The organism is Brevundimonas fluminis, assembly GCF_003934285.1.
GTDB lineage: Bacteria > Pseudomonadota > Alphaproteobacteria > Caulobacterales > Caulobacteraceae > Brevundimonas > Brevundimonas fluminis.
Genome location: NZ_RQWJ01000002.1, coordinates 554,964 through 570,556 on the forward strand (window position 1 = coordinate 554,964; position 15,593 = coordinate 570,556).

Annotated in this window: 11 protein-coding genes; 8 read left to right on the forward strand and 3 right to left on the reverse strand. The window is 72.4% G+C overall.

Annotation, left to right across the window (positions count from 1 at the left end; genetic code table 11):
* Positions 1–22 precede the first annotated feature (22 nt).
* Entirely contained in the window at positions 23–2,707 is a 2,685-nt protein-coding gene (mutS, locus tag EFJ44_RS03355) for a DNA mismatch repair protein MutS (RefSeq protein WP_125255753.1), read from the forward strand.
* Here the strand turns inward: mutS and EFJ44_RS03360 are convergent.
* Positions 2,704–3,366: a CAP domain-containing protein gene (locus EFJ44_RS03360; RefSeq protein WP_125255754.1), complete on the reverse strand. Its 663-nt coding sequence runs from the start codon at positions 3,364–3,366 to the stop codon at positions 2,704–2,706. The genes mutS and EFJ44_RS03360 overlap by 4 nt on opposite strands.
* A gap of 57 nt (positions 3,367–3,423) precedes the next feature.
* Between EFJ44_RS03360 and glnD the strand changes: the two genes are divergently transcribed.
* From glnD to EFJ44_RS03385, 5 genes are all read left to right on the forward strand, one after another.
* Positions 3,424–6,141 (forward strand): [protein-PII] uridylyltransferase, encoded by a 2,718-nt coding sequence (gene glnD / locus EFJ44_RS03365; RefSeq protein WP_125255755.1) that lies wholly within the window; start codon positions 3,424–3,426, stop codon positions 6,139–6,141.
* 126 nt (positions 6,142–6,267) lie between these two features.
* On the forward strand, positions 6,268–7,845 hold the full coding sequence (murJ, locus tag EFJ44_RS03370) for a murein biosynthesis integral membrane protein MurJ (RefSeq protein ID WP_125256073.1): 1,578 nt from the start codon (positions 6,268–6,270) through the stop codon (positions 7,843–7,845).
* Positions 7,846–7,883: 38 nt separating this feature from the next.
* A complete protein-coding gene (gene trpS, locus EFJ44_RS03375; RefSeq protein WP_125255756.1) occupies positions 7,884–8,930 on the forward strand; it encodes a tryptophan--tRNA ligase in 1,047 nt (348 codons plus the stop codon).
* A 69-nt stretch (positions 8,931–8,999) separates the two neighbouring features.
* Complete coding sequence (locus EFJ44_RS03380; RefSeq protein ID WP_125255757.1) at positions 9,000–9,710, forward strand: GNAT family N-acetyltransferase; 711 nt, start codon at positions 9,000–9,002, stop codon at positions 9,708–9,710.
* The gene (locus EFJ44_RS03385; protein WP_125255758.1) at positions 9,685–10,140 is read left to right on the forward strand and encodes an OsmC family protein; all 456 of its coding nucleotides are present in this window, start codon (positions 9,685–9,687) and stop codon (positions 10,138–10,140) included. Before EFJ44_RS03380 ends, EFJ44_RS03385 begins: the two co-directional genes overlap by 26 nt.
* On the opposite strand, the gene EFJ44_RS03390 is transcribed toward EFJ44_RS03385, so the two are convergent.
* Positions 10,137–10,889 (reverse strand): dienelactone hydrolase family protein, encoded by a 753-nt coding sequence (locus EFJ44_RS03390; RefSeq protein ID WP_125255759.1) that lies wholly within the window; start codon positions 10,887–10,889, stop codon positions 10,137–10,139. The two genes, EFJ44_RS03385 and EFJ44_RS03390, sit on opposite strands and share 4 nt — an antisense overlap.
* 496 nt (positions 10,890–11,385) lie before the next feature.
* The gene (gene acnA / locus EFJ44_RS03395; protein ID WP_125255760.1) at positions 11,386–14,082 is read right to left on the reverse strand and encodes an aconitate hydratase AcnA; all 2,697 of its coding nucleotides are present in this window, start codon (positions 14,080–14,082) and stop codon (positions 11,386–11,388) included.
* Between the two features lie 186 nt (positions 14,083–14,268).
* Here acnA and ccmA point away from each other — a divergent pair, with 186 nt between their 5' ends.
* Entirely contained in the window at positions 14,269–14,889 is a 621-nt protein-coding gene (gene ccmA / locus EFJ44_RS03400; protein ID WP_125256074.1) for a heme ABC exporter ATP-binding protein CcmA, read from the forward strand.
* Complete coding sequence (locus EFJ44_RS03405) at positions 14,886–15,551, forward strand: heme exporter protein CcmB (RefSeq protein WP_125255761.1); 666 nt, start codon at positions 14,886–14,888, stop codon at positions 15,549–15,551. Before ccmA ends, EFJ44_RS03405 begins: the two co-directional genes overlap by 4 nt.
* The last annotated feature ends 42 nt before the right edge of the window (positions 15,552–15,593 follow it).

The window sequence follows — 15,593 nt, forward strand, 5'->3', positions numbered from 1 at the left end:
ATCCGTCACCCTTCGGCCACGCATGAACGCCCGAGTCCCGCCAGAGCATTTCACGGCCCCCGAGGGCTCGACGCCCGTCATGGCCCAGTTTCTGGAGGCCAAGGCGCAGCACCCCGACGCCCTGCTGTTCTTCCGCATGGGCGACTTCTACGAGTTGTTCTTCGAGGACGCCGAGCGGGCGGCGGCGGCGCTGGGGCTGGCGCTGACCAAACGCGGCAAGCACCTGGGCGAGGACATCCCCATGGCGGGCGTGCCCGCCCACGCCATGGAGGGCTATCTGGCCCGCCTGATCCGTCAGGGCTTCCGCGTCGCCGTCTGCGACCAGCTGGAGGACCCGTCCGAAGCGAAGAAGCGTGGGTCCAAGGCGGTGGTGAAGCGCGGCGTGGTGCGCATCGTGACCGCGGGCACGCTGACCGAGGACGGTCTGCTGGACGCGCGGGCGGCGAACCGGCTGGCGGCCGTCGCGATCCGGCGCGGGAGGGCCGCGGTGGCGACGGTGGAGCTGTCGGCCGGGGCGGTGGAGGTCATGGCCTGCGCGCCCGGCGATCTGGGCGCGGCGCTGGCCTCGGTGCGGCCCAGCGAGGTGCTGGCGCCGGACCGGCTGTTCTCGGACCCGACGCTGAAGGCCGCGCTCGACGGGTCCGGCGGCGTGGTGCAGGCCGTCCCGCAGGCGCAGGCCGAGCCGGAGGCGGCGCGGGCCCGGGTCGAGCGGCTGTACGGGGTCGCTTCGCTGGACGGCTTCGCCGCCTTCGAGGAGGCGGAGGTTTCGGCGCTTGGGCTGATCGCGGCCTACGTCGAGCTGACGCAGGCGGGAAAGGCGCCTGCGCTGCTGCCGCCCCGCCGGCTGGGCGAGACCGGCCGGCTGGCCATCGACGCCGCCACGCGCCGCAGTCTCGAGATCGACCGAACGCAGTCGGGCGATCGCGAGGGGTCTCTGCTGGGCTGTCTGGACCGCACCGTGACGCCGGGCGGGGCGCGGGCGCTGGCTGACCGCATCGCGCGGCCGCTGTCGGATCCTCTGGAGATCAATCACCGGCTTGACGCGGTGGACTGGCTGCTGGAGCGGCGCGGCCTGCGGCGCACCCTGCGCGACGGGATGAAGGGCTCGGCGGACGTCGCGCGCGCGCTGTCGCGGCTGACGCTGGGACGCGGCGGGCCGCGCGATCTGGCGGCGATCCGCAGCGGACTGCACTGCGCCGAGAGCCTGTCGGCCTGTTTCCTGACCGGCGGCGACGGCTTGCGGCCGCAGCCGCGCGACATCGAGACAATTCTGGCCGACCTCGCCTTCCCGGCGGAGCTGAGCGCCCTGCTGGCCGAGCTGGACGCGGGCCTGTCGCCGGAGCCGCCGCATCTGGCGCGCGACGGCGGGCTGGTGAACCCCGGCTTCCGGCCGGAGCTGGATCAGGCGCGGACCCTGCGCGACGACGCCCGGCGGGTCATCGCCGATCTGGAGGCCCGCGCCTCGGCCGAGGCCGGCGTTCCGTTCAAGGTCCGGCACAACGCCGTGCTGGGCTATTTCCTGGAGACCACGGCGCAGAAGGCCGAGCCGCTGCTGCGCCGCGGACCGGACAGCCCCTTCATCCACCGTCAGACCCTGGCCAATCAGGTCCGCTTCACGACGGTGGAGCTGTCCGATCTGGACGCCCGCATCGCCCAGGCCGGGCACAGAGCGCTGGCCATCGAGGTCGAGACGTTCGAGGGCTGGCGGGCCGCCTGCGCTGCCAATGCCGCCGCGTTGCAGGCCGTCGCAGAGGCCTTGGCCGCATTGGACGCCGCCTGCGCCCTGGCGGAGTGGGCCGAGGAGACGGGGGCCGTTCGGCCGGTCGTCGACGCCTCGACCTGCTTCTGCGTGGAGGCGGGGCGCCACCCGGTCGTGGAGGCGGCCGTGCGGCGCGCGGGCGACCCCTACACGCCCAACGACTGCCTGCTGGACGGCGACGCGGCGGCCGGGCCGCGGCTGGCGCTGGTCACCGGGCCGAATATGGCGGGCAAGTCCACCTTCCTGCGCCAGAACGCCCTGCTGGTGATCCTGGCGCAGGCGGGGGCGTTCGTGCCCGCCCGTTCCATGCGACTGGGCGTGGTCGACCGGCTGTTCAGCCGCGTGGGTTCGGGCGACGATCTGGCGCGGGGCCGGTCCACCTTCATGACCGAGATGGTCGAGACGGCGGCCATCCTCAGCCAGGCGGGCGAGCGCAGCTTCGTGGTTCTGGACGAGATCGGGCGGGGCACGGCGACCTACGACGGTCTCGCCATCGCTTGGGCGGTGACCGAGGCCCTGCACGATCGGGCCCGCAGCCGCACCCTGTTCGCCACGCACTATCATGAGCTGGCGGCGCTGGAGGACCGGCTGAGCGGCCTCGCCAACCTGTCGATGCGCGTTCGCGAGTGGGAGGGCGAGCTGGTCTTCCTGCACGAGGCGGCGGCCGGCGCCGCGGACCGGTCATACGGCGTGCAGGTGGCGCGACTGGCCGGCGTGCCGCCCCAGGTGGTGGCGCGGGCGCAGGCGGTGCTGGAGACGCTGGAAGGGCGGGGCCGGTCGGCGGGCCGGCTCGCCGAGCTGCCGCTGTTCGCCGCCGTGGCCGAGAGCCCTGCGACCGCTGTCGGCCCCACGCCGCTGGAGCGGGCGCTGGACGAGGTCGAGCCGGACGATCTGTCGCCGCGTGAGGCGCTGGAGGCGCTCTACCGACTGAAGGCGCTGAAGACCTAGCCCGCGGGCGGTCCCATCGGCGTGGCGAAGGTCACGACGCAGATGGTCCGCCAGCGCGGGTGCGGGCCGCAGGCGGCGCCGACCATCTGATAGTCAGGGCTGAAGATGATCGCCCGATGGCCGCGGTCGGGGACGCCGTCGTCGACGATCAGCTGCATCACTGCGTGTTCCGGCGTCGGGCCGTAGGCGATGGTCTCGGCCGTCGCGCGCCACGCGCCGTGCCTGCGCATGCGCTGGTGCGGACTGGAACCGTCGGACCCCACGTGGCCGACCTGACCCGTCCGGCCTTGATCGCGCGCATGATCCGCGGCCGCCCGATCCAGCAGCGGCGACCGGGTCAGGGGCGGCAGGGGCGGCTGGGTCTCGAGGAAGCGGATCGCTTCGTCCACGGCCGCCACGCCCTCCTGCGTCACCACGGCGATCTCCCCGGGCCGCTGGAAGCGGTCGCCCCTGAACAGCGCGCGGAATTCCCGCGCGCGGCGAGCGTAGGCGCGCGGGTCGCGGCGCGCCTGGTTGAGCTCGGCCAGCATGGCCGGGACGTCTTCGGCGTCGGCGATCGAGGGGGCGTCGACCGGCCATGACGGGGCCGCCGGGGCGCAGGCCGAGCCGATCAGCAGCGCGGCGAGGGGCGTCAGGACGAGGCGGCGTATGCGGCGCATGACGCGACCCTGCCAGCGTCTGGTGCGGCGCGCCAGCGGGCGGTCTATATCGGGGCCATGAGCGACCGCCGCCGCGCCACGCCGACCACCGCCGCCGCCGTGGCCGACGCTTGGGCGGCCGCCGCGCGGGCCGCGGATCCGAGGGTCGTCGTCGCGCCGCTGGTGGGCGAGCTTCTGGCCGCCGGCAGGGACCGCGCGACGCGTCGGCTGGAGGCCGGCGGCGACGGCGTCGAGGTCGCGCGCCTGTACGCCCAGGCGGCGGACGAAGCCCTGAGCGCGCTCTGGCATTTCGCGGCCGACGGACTGTTTCCCGCCGCGAACCCGACGCAGGCGGAGCGACTGTCCCTGTTGGCGGTCGGCGGCTACGGCCGGGGCGTGCTGGCCCCGTTTTCCGACCTGGACCTGCTGTTCCTGCGTCCGTGGAAGACCACGCCGCGCGCCGAGCAGGTGACCGAGTTCGTCCTCTACGTCCTGTGGGACCTGGGGCTGAAGGTGGGGTCCGCCGCGCGGTCGGTGGATGAATGCCTGAAGCTGGCGAAGTCGGACATGACCGTGCGCACGGCCTTGCTGGAGGCGCGCCCGCTGGCAGGCGACGCGGCCCTGGCCGAGGAGATGATCGGGAGGTTCCGCGTCCAGGTGCGCAAGGCGGACCCTCGCCCCTTCATCGCCGCCAAGCTGGCGGAACGGGACGCGCGTCATGAAAAGGCGGGCGCAGTGCGGAACCGCGTCGAGCCGAACGTCAAGGACGGCAAGGGCGGGCTGCGCGACCTCAACGTCCTGTTCTGGATCGCACGCGGCCTGTCGCCCGAGAGTCCGGACGGCGAGGCGACCCTGGCGGACATACTGACGTCGCGGGAGCGGCGCCTTTTCGCAGAGGCCTTCGACTTCCTGTGGCGCGTCCGGCACCACATGCACCTGACGGCGGGGCGGGCGGTGGAATCTCTGACCTTCGATCTGCAGCCGGAGGTGGCGCGGCGGATGGGCTGGCGCGGCCGCGGCGACGAGCCGGCGGTGGAGCGGTTCATGCGCCGCTACTTCATCGTCGCCGGCGACGTCGGGGCCCTGACCCGCGCCTTTTCCGCCCAGCTGGAGGCGCGAGGTCAGAAGGCGACCATGACCCTGTCCCGCCTGTTCGCGCCCCGGCCGAAGAAACTGGCGACGGAGGGCTTTCTGACCGTCGGCGGGCGCCTGTCGGTGACGGGGGCCGAGGTGTTCGCGGCCGATCCGGTGAAGCTGCTGGACCTGTTCCGCGTCATGGACGCCGAGGATCTGGACCTGCATCCCGACGCCTTCGCAGCGGTCTCCCGATCGCTGCACCTCGTGACGCCGCAGCTGCGTCGAAATCCGGAGGCGGCGCGCGCCTTCCTCGATGTGCTGGCGCGGGGGCAGAGGCCGTATCGGGTGCTGAGCGTGATGAACGCGGTGGGCCTGCTGGGCCGGTTCCTCCCCGAATGGGGGCGGATCGTCGGACAGACGCAGTTCAACATGTACCACGCCTACACGGTCGACGAGCACACCCTCCAGGCGGTCGGCATCATCAACGACATCCAGCGGGGCAAGCTGAAGGACGACCATCCGCTGGCCAGCGAGATCGTGCACCGCATCGCCGATCCCGAGGCCCTTATGCTTGGCATGCTGCTGCACGACGTCGGCAAGGGCGGGGACCGGGGGCAGCTGGAAGACGGCGCCATCGCCGCGAGGCGCGCATGTCAGAGGCTGGGCGTGGACGCGCGCCGGATCGAGCTGGTCTGCTGGCTGGTGGCCAACCACCTGGCCCTGTCGGACGTGGCCCAGAAGCGGGACGTGTCGGACCCCGCCACGGTGCGCGCCTTCGCCGAGCGGGTGGGCGACCCGGAGCGGCTGCGCATGCTGCTTGTGCTGACGGCAGCCGACGTGCGGGCGGTGGGTCCGGGCGTCTTCAACAGCTGGAAGGGCGGGCTGATGCGCGACCTCTTCCTGCGGGTCGACGCCCTGTTCCGCGGCGAGGACGCCGACGAGCTGGATCCGACCGAGGGGTTCGAGGCCCTGCTGGAGCGTGCGCAGGCCGAGGGGGCGGCGGCCGACGCAGTCGTGGATTGGGAGGGCGACCGGCATGGCGGCCGCGCGACCACACGGGTGGCCGTGGCGGCTCCCGACCGGCCGCGCCTGTTCGCCGATCTGGCCGCCGTGCTGGCGGCGGAAGGCGCGGACGTCGTGGGCGCCCGGATCGGATCGGTCGGGGACGGTCTGACGCTGGACGTCTTCGAGGTGCAGGACGGCGCGGCCCGGCCCTACGGCCAGGACGAACCGCGCCGCCTTTCGCGCCTGCTGGAGCGGCTGACCGGCGCGGCGGGCACGAAGCCGGCGCGCCAGGCCGTCCCGCCCGCCGCCGCGCCCAGCGCGCGTCGGGCGACCTTCGAGGTGCGGCCGGTGGTGATGATCGACCTCGAGACGGTGGACGACGCGGCGGTGGTCGAGGTCTCGGGCCCTGACCGCCCGGGGCTTCTGGCCGCGCTGGCCGGCGCCCTGGCCGACGGAGGCTGGCAGGTGCGCTCGGCCCACGTCGCCGGCTTCGGCGAGCGGGCGGTCGACGCCTTTTACCTGACCGACCGCGACGGCGCGAAGCCGAAGCCCGGAAAGCGGCTGGACGCCCTGCGCGACGCGCTGACCACGGTCCTGGAGGCCGCGCCTGCCCCCGTCGCCGACGGTCGGCGGATCACCCCCGTGCGGGCGTCGACCCGCGACGTGTCGGACCTGTCGCGCGCGACCGTTTCGCGGCGGGGCAAAGCGGGATAAGCGGGGAGGGAACCTCTCCGACGGGACGCCCGGACCTTGACCATCACGCCCGTACCCCCGTCCGGCCCCACCGCCGCCGAGGCCCCCACCACGCCGGATCCGCAGCCGCCGAGGAAGGGCGGGGGCATGCTGCGCTCCTCGGCCATCTTCTCGGGCCTGACGCTGGTCAGTCGGCTGGTCGGGTTTGCGCGCGACGTGGTGATCACCGCCGCCCTGGGGGCCGCCGCCGGGCCCGCCGGCGACGCCTACAACACGGCCCTGAGCTTCCCCAACCTGTTCCGGCGCATCTTCGCCGAGGGCGCCTTCGCCGCGGCCTTCGTTCCCGCCTATACGAAGACGCTGAAGACCGAGGGCGAGGCCGAGGCCGACCGTGTGGCGACCCAGGCGCTGGCCGCCGTGGCCTTCGCCACCGTGCTTCTGACCGTGGCCGCCCAGTTGGCCATGCCGTGGATCATGACGGTCATCAACGTCGGCTTCCTCGACGATCCGGCGCGCTTCAAGCTTGCGATCGTCCTGACCCAGATCACCATGCCCTATCTCCCCTGCATGGCCATCGCGGCCTTGCTGAGCGGCGTGCTGAACGCCCGGGGCCGGTTCATCGTCTCGGGCGCCTATCCCATCCTGCTGAACCTCATCATGCTGGTCGCCGTCATCCCTGCGCAGGGCGGACAGATCGGCGCGGCCTACGCCGCCAGCTGGGCCGTGCTGGTCGCGGGCGTCAGCCAGGCGGGCCTGTGCTGGTGGGGCGCACGGAGGGCGGGCGCCGACGTGCGGCTGGCCCTGCCGCGCCTGACGCCGCCGGTGAAGGCCATCATCATCACCGCCATTCCCGCAGCCGTCGGCAATTCGGCGACCCAGATCAACGTCTTCATCTCCGGCAATCTGGCCAGCTTCGTGGACGGCGGGCGAACCTGGCTGGCCACGGCGGACCGGCTGTACCAGCTGCCGCTGGGGCTGGTCGGGGTGGCCATCGGCATCGCCCTGCTGCCGCGCCTTTCGGCCGCGGTGGCGACGAAGGACCACGCCCAGGAGCAGGCGGCCATGGATGAAGCGGTGATCCTGTCGATGGCCCTGACCCTGCCGGCGGCCGCCGCCCTGATGGCCATGCCTTATTTCCTGATCGACGGCCTGTTCACGCGGGGCGAGTTCCTGCAGCTGGACGCCCGCGCGACCGCGGCCGCCCTGTTCCAGTTCGGCTGGGGCGTGCCGGCGTTCGTGCTGATCCGCATCCTGTCGCCGGGCTTCTTCGCGCGAGGCGACACCCGCACGCCGATGACCTTCGCCCTCGTGTCGGTGGCGGTGAACGCCGCGCTGGCCTTCGCCCTGTTCTACGGCGGCATGGGGGTGCCGGGCATCGCCGCCGCGGTGTCGGGCGCGGCCTGGGCCAACGCCCTGCTGCTGGGCTTCACCCTGTGGCGGACCGGGCACTGGCGGCCGGGGCCGGCGGTGGTCGGTCGGGTGGCGCGGATCGCGCTGGCGGCCGTCGGACTGGCCGGCGCGGTGTGGGCGGCGCAGCTGGGTCGGCCGGCGGTCGAGGCCTTCGTCGACGCCACGTTCGGCGGCCTGACGCACGGTCATGGCGGCAAGGAGATCGCCCTGATCCTGACCACCGCCGCGGGCGGGCTGGCGTATGTGGCGCTGGCCTTCGCCACCCGGGCGGTGACGCCGGCCGAGGTCCGCAAGCTGATCCGTCGCGGCCGATGAGCTTGCGGGCGGGGCGGGGCTGAGGCAAAGCCGCAGCCATGTCCGAGACCGCGTCACCGTCCGCCCCCGCCTATTCCGGCCCGCGCCGCATCCTGTCCGGGATACAGGCGTCCGGCGCCCTGCACCTGGGCAACTATCTGGGGGCCCTGAAACGCTTCACCCAGCTGCAGGACCAGGGCGCGCCCTGTTTCCTGTTCGTCGCCGACCTCCACGCCATCACCGTGTGGCAGGATCCGAACCTGCTGGCGGCCCAGACGCGCGAGATCGCGGCGGCCTATCTGGCCTCGGGACTGGATCCCGCGAAGTCGGTGATCTTCCCCCAGTCGGCGGTGCGTGCCCACTCGGAGCTGGCGTGGATCTTCAACTGCGTCGCCCGCCTGGGCTGGCTGGACCGGATGACCCAGTTCAAGGAGAAGTCCGGCAAGCACAAGGAGCGGTCGTCGGTCGGCCTCTACACCTATCCGGTGCTGCAGGCGGCGGACATCCTGCTGTACAAGGCCACCGAGGTGCCGACCGGCGAAGACCAGAAGCAGCATCTGGAGCTGACCCGCGACATCGCCGCCAAGTTCAACGGAGACTTCGGGGTCCCGGGCTTCTTCCCCCTGCCCGAGCCGCTGACGCAGGGTCCGGCGCCCCGCGTGATGAGCCTGCGCGACGGCACGGCCAAGATGTCGAAATCGGATCCGTCCGACGCCAGCCGGATCAACCTGACCGACGACGCCGACGTCATCGCCGGCAAGATCCGCAAGTCCAAGACGGACATGGGCGTCATGCCGGAACCGGGCGAGAGCCTGGACGCCCGGCCCGAGGTGCGGAATCTGCTGACGATCTATGCGGCGCTCTCCGACCGCTCGCGCGACGACGTGACCGCGGAGTTCGCGGGGCAGGGCTTCGGCGCCTTCAAGCCGAAGCTGGCCGATCTCGCGGTCGAAAGTCTCGCGCCCGTGACCGCCGAGATGCGCCGCCTGATGGCCGACCCCGCCGAGATCGACCGCGTGCTGAAGGACGGGGCCGACCGCGCGGCGGCCGTGGCCGACGCCACGGTGGCCGAGGTCAAGGACGTCGTCGGCTTCTGGAAGGGCTGACGGCGGCCTTCGGACGTCGCGTTCCGCGGCGCCGCTGACGCCGGCGCCAAGCGTGGCTATATGCGGGCCATGCCGCATCCCCTCGACCGGCCGATCTGGAGTTCCCTGACGACGCGGCAGGCCCGTCTGGCCGTCGGCGGCGAGCGCGCGCTGCGCTTCGACCCCGACTACGCCCTTTTCGCCGCAGGCGCCGACGCCGGCGAGGCGGCGGCCGAAGCGATCGCGGGCCTGATCCCCGAGGGCGGCGTGGTGGGGCTGGTCGAGGCCGGGCCGGTCGCCCTGCCGGCGAAGGCGCGGGTGGTGACCGCGGCGGCCTGCGTTCAGATGACGCTGGAGGCGCTTCGGCCGGCGCGTGGCCGCGAGCCCGACTGGATCGATCTGGGCGACGAGGACGCCCCGGAGATGCTGGCCCTGGCCACGCTGACGGAGCCCGGTCCGTTTTTCTCGAAGACGCACCGGCTGGGCGACTTCGTCGGCGTGCGGATCGACGGTCGGCTCGCGGCCATGGCGGGCGAGAGGATGAAGCCGGACGGGTTCACCGAGGTGTCGGGCGTCTGCGCCCATCCGGCCTTCCGCGGGCGCGGCCTGGCCGGCGCACTGATGCGGATCGTGACCGGGCGGATCCTCGCGCGGGGCGAGACGCCCTTCCTGCACGCCTATGCGCACAAGCCGGAGGCGCTGGCCCTGCATCAGGCCGTGGGCTTTTCGGTGCGCACCCCGATCACCTTCACCGTCCTGAACCGGAGAGACGACGATGAGCGAACATACGGCCACGGTTGAGTGGAGCCGGGGCGACCAGCCTTTTTCCGACAACCGCTATTCGCGCGCCCACGACTGGCGCTTCGACGGCGGCGCCGTGGTGCGCGGCTCCTCGGCGCCGTCCAGCGTGCCGGAGCCGATGAGCGATCCGGCGGCGGTCGATCCGGAGGAGGCGCTGGTGGCGGCCGTTTCCAGCTGCCACATGCTGTTCTTTCTCGCCTATGCGGCGAGGGCCGGGCTGGTGGTCGACCGGTATTCGGACGCCGCCTCGGGCACGCTGGCGAAGGACGAGCGCGGCAAGGTGTCGATGACCGAGATCGTGCTGCGGCCACGGATCGACTGGATCGGCGACGGGCCTTCGGCCGAGGTTCTTGCGGAGCTCCACCACCGGGCGCACGAGAGCTGCTATCTGGCCAACTCCGTGCGCGGCGAGGTCCGGGTCGAGGCCTAGGGCGCGACCGCCACGTCTTCCAGCAGCCGGCGGAAGCGGTCCAGCGCCTGCGTGGTGAGCGCGTCGTCGTAGCGCATGGGCGGGGCGTTCATGGGCTCGTCGAAGCTGTGCGTGCCTTCGGCGATCCAGGTCTCGACGTCGGCGCCGCAGTCGCGGATCATGTCGTGCACCCGCTCGGCATTGCGCACGGTGGTCAGGTGGTCGCGCCGGGCGACGAGGGCGAGGGTGCGCGGACAGTGCCGCCAGGGCCTCATGCGGTTCAGCGCCGCGACCCCGACGTAGGGATAGGCCAGGAAGGTGGCCCGCACTCCGGACAGGTCGCAGGTCGCCGCGTCCTTCACGCCCAGCGCCCCGGGGCGAGCCGGATCGGCGCTCATCGCCTCCATGATGCCCCAGCCGCCGTGGCTCCAGCCCGCAAGGCAGAGGGCCGAGGCGTCGACGTCCGGACGCCGCGAGGCGCCATGCACCGCCGCCAGGACGTCGCCGCCGCGCTCCCAGCCGCGGAACATCAGCCCCGTGCAGACCGTGGCCATGGCCCATTCTCGCGACCAGCCGCGCGGCGCGTAGGAATCCACGATCGCCGCCCGCCAGCCGGCGCGGGCCGCGGCGTCGGCGTAGCGCGGCAGATGCGCGCGCACGCCGCCGCAGCCGTGGAACAGCAGGGCGATCGGGCGGGGCCGGTCGTCGTCCGGTCCGTGCCATGAGACGTGCGGTTCGAGCCTGGCCCAGCGTTCAGAAAGGGTGTCCATGATCCAGCAGTAGCGGTTTCTTCGGGTCAGGAGGAGCGGGGCGGACTTCCTGCCCACCCGCTTCGGACCCGGTCCTTCCCGGGAACCGGCATGACCGCCGCGTCCGTTGACCCGCCCGAAGGCGGGGCCGCGCGACGCCCGACGCCCCGTTGCCCCCCGGGCCGGCGAGACGCCCCTCGTCCTGCGGCGGACCCGGTGCCGGCCGTCCGTGACGATGAGACGCCCCGGACGAGCCCCCCGCTCGAACCGCTCCCGCCGCGACAAGCTCGCAAGGCCTTGCGCCCGTCCCCCGCGACGGAACCGCCCCGAGGTTGGCACGGGATCGGACCGGTCGCGGCGAAAAGGCCGAAGATTCCGGGCGGACGTTGATCGGATTGGGAAATCCGGCGCGGGCTGACGCAATCGGGCGGGATCGGCCGCCGGAAACTCGCCTTGGCCGCGCGAGAGATGAAAAAGGCCGGGGCGCACCCCGGCCAATCCCAGTCTGTTCGAGGTCTCAGCCCGCCGCGAGATTGCGCAGCACGTAGGGCATGACGCCGCCGGCGCGGAAGTAGTCGAGCTCGGTCTGGTTGTCGATGCGGCAGCGGACCGGGAAGCGGGCCATCTTGCCGTCCGAGGCGCGGAACAGCTCGACCCACAGGTCCTGACGCGGCTTCAGCTTGCCGACGTTGGCGTCGGACAGGCCGCGGATCGTGACGATCTCCTCGCCCGTCAGGCCCAGGCGGGTCCAGCCCTCCTGTTTGAACTGCAGCGGGACGACGCCCATGCCGATCAGGTTGGAGCGGTGGATGCGCTCATAGCTTTCGGCGATGACGGCGCGGACGCCCAGCAGGCGCGTGCCCTTTGCCGCCCAGTCGCGCGACGAGCCGGTGCCGTATTCCTTGCCGGCGAAGACGACCAGCGGCCGCCCCTCGGCCTGGTAGCGCATGGCCGCGTCGTAGATCGACATGACCTCGCCGGACGGGAAGTGCTTCGTCACGCCGCCCTCGATCTCGGGCGTGATCCGGTTGCGGATGCGGATGTTGGCGAAGGTGCCGCGCATCATGACTTCATGGTTGCCGCGGCGCGCGCCGTAGCTGTTGAAGTCCAGCGGCTCCACGCCGTGGTCGACGAGGTACTTGCCGGCCGGCGACGACGCCTTGATCGAGCCCGCGGGGCTGATGTGGTCGGTGGTGATGCTGTCGCCGAAGATGCCCAGGATGCGGGCCTCGACCACGTCCTTCACCGGCGCGGCCTCCATCGACATGCCCTCAAAATACGGCGGGTTCTGCACGTAGGTGGACCCCGCGTCCCACTGATAGGTCTGGCCGCCCTCGACCGAGATGGCCTGCCAGTGCCTGTCGCCCTTGAAGACGTCCTTGTAGCGCTTGGCGAACATGGCCGGGGTGACCGACTTCTTCTGGATGTCGGCGATCTCCTGCGACGTCGGCCAGACGTCCTTCAGGAAGACGTCCTTGCCCTTCTTGTCCTGGCCGAGCGGCTGGGTGGCCAGGTCGATGCGCATCGAGCCGGCGAGCGCGTAGGCGACCACCAGCGGCGGCGAGGCCAGGTAGTTGGCCTGCACGTCCGGGTTCACGCGGCCCTCGAAATTGCGGTTGCCCGACAGCACCGAGGTGGCGACCAGGCCGTTCTCGTTGATCGCCTTGGAGATGGCCGGGTCCAGAGGGCCGGAGTTGCCGATGCAGGTGGTGCAGCCGTAGCCGACCAGGTTGAAGCCCAGCGCGTCCAGATCCTTGGTCAGGCCGGCGTCGGTCAGATAGTCGGTCACGACCTGCGAGCCCGGGGCGAGCGAGGTCTTGACCCACGGCTTGGGCTTCAGGCCCAGCGCATTGGCCTTGCGCGCGACCAGGCCGGCGGCGATCAGGACGGAGGGGTTGGAGGTGTTGGTGCAGCTGGTGATGGCGGCGATCACCACGTCGCCGTCGCCGACGGTGAACTTCGCACCGTCCACGGCGGCGCGGGCGGCGTCGGCGGGGCGGTTGAAGGTGCCGGTCAGATGGCCTTCGAACTCGGCCGCGGCCTGGGTCAGCTCGACCTTGTCCTGCGGACGCTTGGGCCCGGCCAGCGACGGCACGACGGTGGCGAGGTCCAGTTCCAGCACGTCGCTGAAGACCGGCTCTTCCGAGCCCGGCTCGATCCACAGCCCCTGCGCCCTGGCATAGGCTTCGACCAGAGCCACGCGCGCCTTGTCCCGGCCCGTGGCGGTCAGATAGTCGATCGTCGCCTGCGAGGTCGGGAAGAAGCCGCAGGTGGCGCCGTATTCCGGGGCCATGTTGGCGATGGTGGCCTGGTCTTCCAGCGTCATGCCGGCCAGGGCGTCGCCGAAGAATTCCACGAACTTGCCGACCACGCCCTTCTTGCGCAGCATCTGGGTGACGGTCAGCACCAGATCGGTGGCGGTGGCGCCTTCCGGCAGGCGGCCGGTCAGCTTGAAGCCCACGACTTCCGGGATCAGCATCGGGATCGGCTGGCCCAGCATGGCGGCCTCGGCCTCGATGCCGCCGACGCCCCAGCCCAGCACGGCCAGGCCGTTGATCATGGTCGTGTGGCTGTCGGTGCCGACCACGGTGTCGGGATAGGCGACCGTCGCCTTGCCCTCGGCGTCGGTCCAGACGGTCTGGGCCAGGTTCTCCAGGTTCACCTGGTGGCAGATGCCGGTGCCGGGCGGCACGACGCGGAAGTTGTTGAAGGCCGACGAGCCCCAACGCAGGAACTTGTACCGCTCGATGTTGCGCTCGTACTCGCGCTCGACGTTGGCCTCGAAGGCGCCGGGCGTGCCGAAGTGGTCGACCATGACGGAGTGGTCGATGACCAGGTCGACGGGGTTCAGCGGATTGATCTTCGACGGATCGGCGCCCAGGCCGGTCATGGCGTCGCGCATGGCGGCCAGGTCGACCACGGCGGGAACGCCGGTGAAGTCCTGCATCAGGACGCGTGCGGGGCGGAAGGCGATCTCGTGCTCGACGGCGCCCTTGTTCTCGATCCAGGCGGCCACGGCCTTCAGATCGGCCTCGGTGACCGAGACGCCGTCCTCGTTGCGCAGCAGGTTCTCCAGCAGCACCTTCATGGAGCGCGGCAGGCGCGAGATGCCGGTCAGACCGGCTTCCTCGGCGGCGGGAAGGCTGTAATAGGCGTATTTCTTGCGCCCGACGGTCAGGTCCCGGCGGGTTTTCAGGCTGTCCAATGACGGCATGGGAGTGCTTCCTCTGGTCCTCGCCGCCCGAACATCCGGTCGCACCCTCCCGCGCATATCGACGGGGCGCACAGGTCCCCGCCGCGCGCGCTCAGGGCCTGCTGCGGCTGGGGCGGTCATAATCCGCGCGGGCGCGCCCGTCCATGAGTCCGCGACGCCGTCGTGGACATTGAGAACGGGTCGCAGATGATCGCGGCTTTGCACGTGTCCGACCTGTCGATCTCACGCGGCGAACGGCGGCTGTTCGCGGGGCTCTCGTTCGCGGTGAAGGCAGGCGAGGCGGCGCAGCTGACCGGGGCCAACGGGGCGGGGAAGACGTCGCTGCTGCGGGCTGTGGCGGGGCTGCTTCGGCCCGACGCGGGCGAGGTGCGGTTCGACGGCGCGGGCGGCCCGCTGGACGCGGGCACGGCGCGGTCGGGCGGCGTCCAGATGCTGGCGCACCAAGAGGGCTTTCGCCCCGGCCGCACGGCGCGTGCGGAGCTGACGTTTCAGGCGCGCTGGTTCGGCGCCTCGGCCGAAGCGGTGACGGCGGCGGCGAAGCGGCTGGATCTTGTGCCCCTGCTCGATCTGGAAGTGCGGGTGCTGTCCGCGGGACAGAGGCGCCGGCTGGCGCTGGCGTCGCTGGTGGCGGCGAACCGCCCCCTGTGGCTGCTGGACGAGCCGCTGGCCCCGCTGGACGCGCGGCGTCGGGCGCAGGCGGCGGAGATCATGGCCGAGCACCTGAACGGCGGCGGCCTGATCCTGGCGGCGGTGCACGACCCGCTCCCCGTCGCGGCGCGGGACATCGTCGTGGGGGCGGCGGCATGAGCGCGCTCCTGCTGCTTTATCGGCGCGAGGTGTCGCTGCTTTGGGCCGGGGGCGGCGGACCCCTGCTGGCCTGCGGCTTCGCCCTGGCGGTGACCGCGGCATTGCCGCTTGCGATCGGGTCGGAGCCGGTGCGGCTGGTCCCCGTGGCGGCGGGGACGACGTGGATCGTGCTGGCGCTGGCGTCGCTCCTTTCCCTCGAGCGGCTGTTCGAGCGGGATCACGAGGACGGGGCGCTGGACCTCCTGGCGCTGGGGCCGCCGACGCTGGAGGCGGTCTTCGCGGTCAAGACGGCGGCGCAGTGGACGGCGGTGGGTCTGCCCCTGTCGCTGGCTGCGCCGGTCGCGGCCCTGTCGCTGGGACTGGATCCGGCGCTGGCGCCGCTGACGGCCGGCGCGGCGGCGCTGGCGGGGCTTGCCTTCGCGGCGGTGGGCGCGTTGGCGGCGGCCCTGTCGCTGGGATCGAAGCGCGGGGGTCTGCTGGTCGCGGTGATCGCCCTGCCGCTGTACGCCCCGCCGGTGATCTTCGGCGCCGGGACCGTGACGGCCGCGCAGGAGGGAACGAGCCCCGGTCCGGCGCTGGCCCTGCTGGCCGCCTATGCCCTGTTCGCGTGCGCGCTGACGCCCTTCGCGGGCGGGGCGGCGATCCGGAACGCGCAGGGGTGAGCGGCCGCCGCGACGGCGCGTCGCTTGTTCCGCGCGGCGGTG

Bases quoted from the DNA above. Each gene is read 5' to 3' on its own strand.
- mutS (WP_125255753.1), top strand. From the start codon at position 23: ATGAACGCCCGAGTCCCGCCAGAGCATTTCACGGCCCCCGAGGGCTCG.
- EFJ44_RS03360 (WP_125255754.1), bottom strand. From the start codon at position 3,366: ATGCGCCGCATACGCCGCCTCGTCCTGACGCCCCTCGCCGCGCTGCTG.
- glnD (WP_125255755.1), top strand. From the start codon at position 3,424: ATGAGCGACCGCCGCCGCGCCACGCCGACCACCGCCGCCGCCGTGGCC.
- murJ (WP_125256073.1), top strand. From the start codon at position 6,268: ATGCTGCGCTCCTCGGCCATCTTCTCGGGCCTGACGCTGGTCAGTCGG.
- trpS (WP_125255756.1), top strand. From the start codon at position 7,884: ATGTCCGAGACCGCGTCACCGTCCGCCCCCGCCTATTCCGGCCCGCGC.
- EFJ44_RS03380 (WP_125255757.1), top strand. From the start codon at position 9,000: ATGCCGCATCCCCTCGACCGGCCGATCTGGAGTTCCCTGACGACGCGG.
- EFJ44_RS03385 (WP_125255758.1), top strand. From the start codon at position 9,685: ATGAGCGAACATACGGCCACGGTTGAGTGGAGCCGGGGCGACCAGCCT.
- EFJ44_RS03390 (WP_125255759.1), bottom strand. From the start codon at position 10,889: ATGGACACCCTTTCTGAACGCTGGGCCAGGCTCGAACCGCACGTCTCA.
- acnA (WP_125255760.1), bottom strand. From the start codon at position 14,082: ATGCCGTCATTGGACAGCCTGAAAACCCGCCGGGACCTGACCGTCGGG.
- ccmA (WP_125256074.1), top strand. From the start codon at position 14,269: ATGATCGCGGCTTTGCACGTGTCCGACCTGTCGATCTCACGCGGCGAA.
- EFJ44_RS03405 (WP_125255761.1), top strand. From the start codon at position 14,886: ATGAGCGCGCTCCTGCTGCTTTATCGGCGCGAGGTGTCGCTGCTTTGG.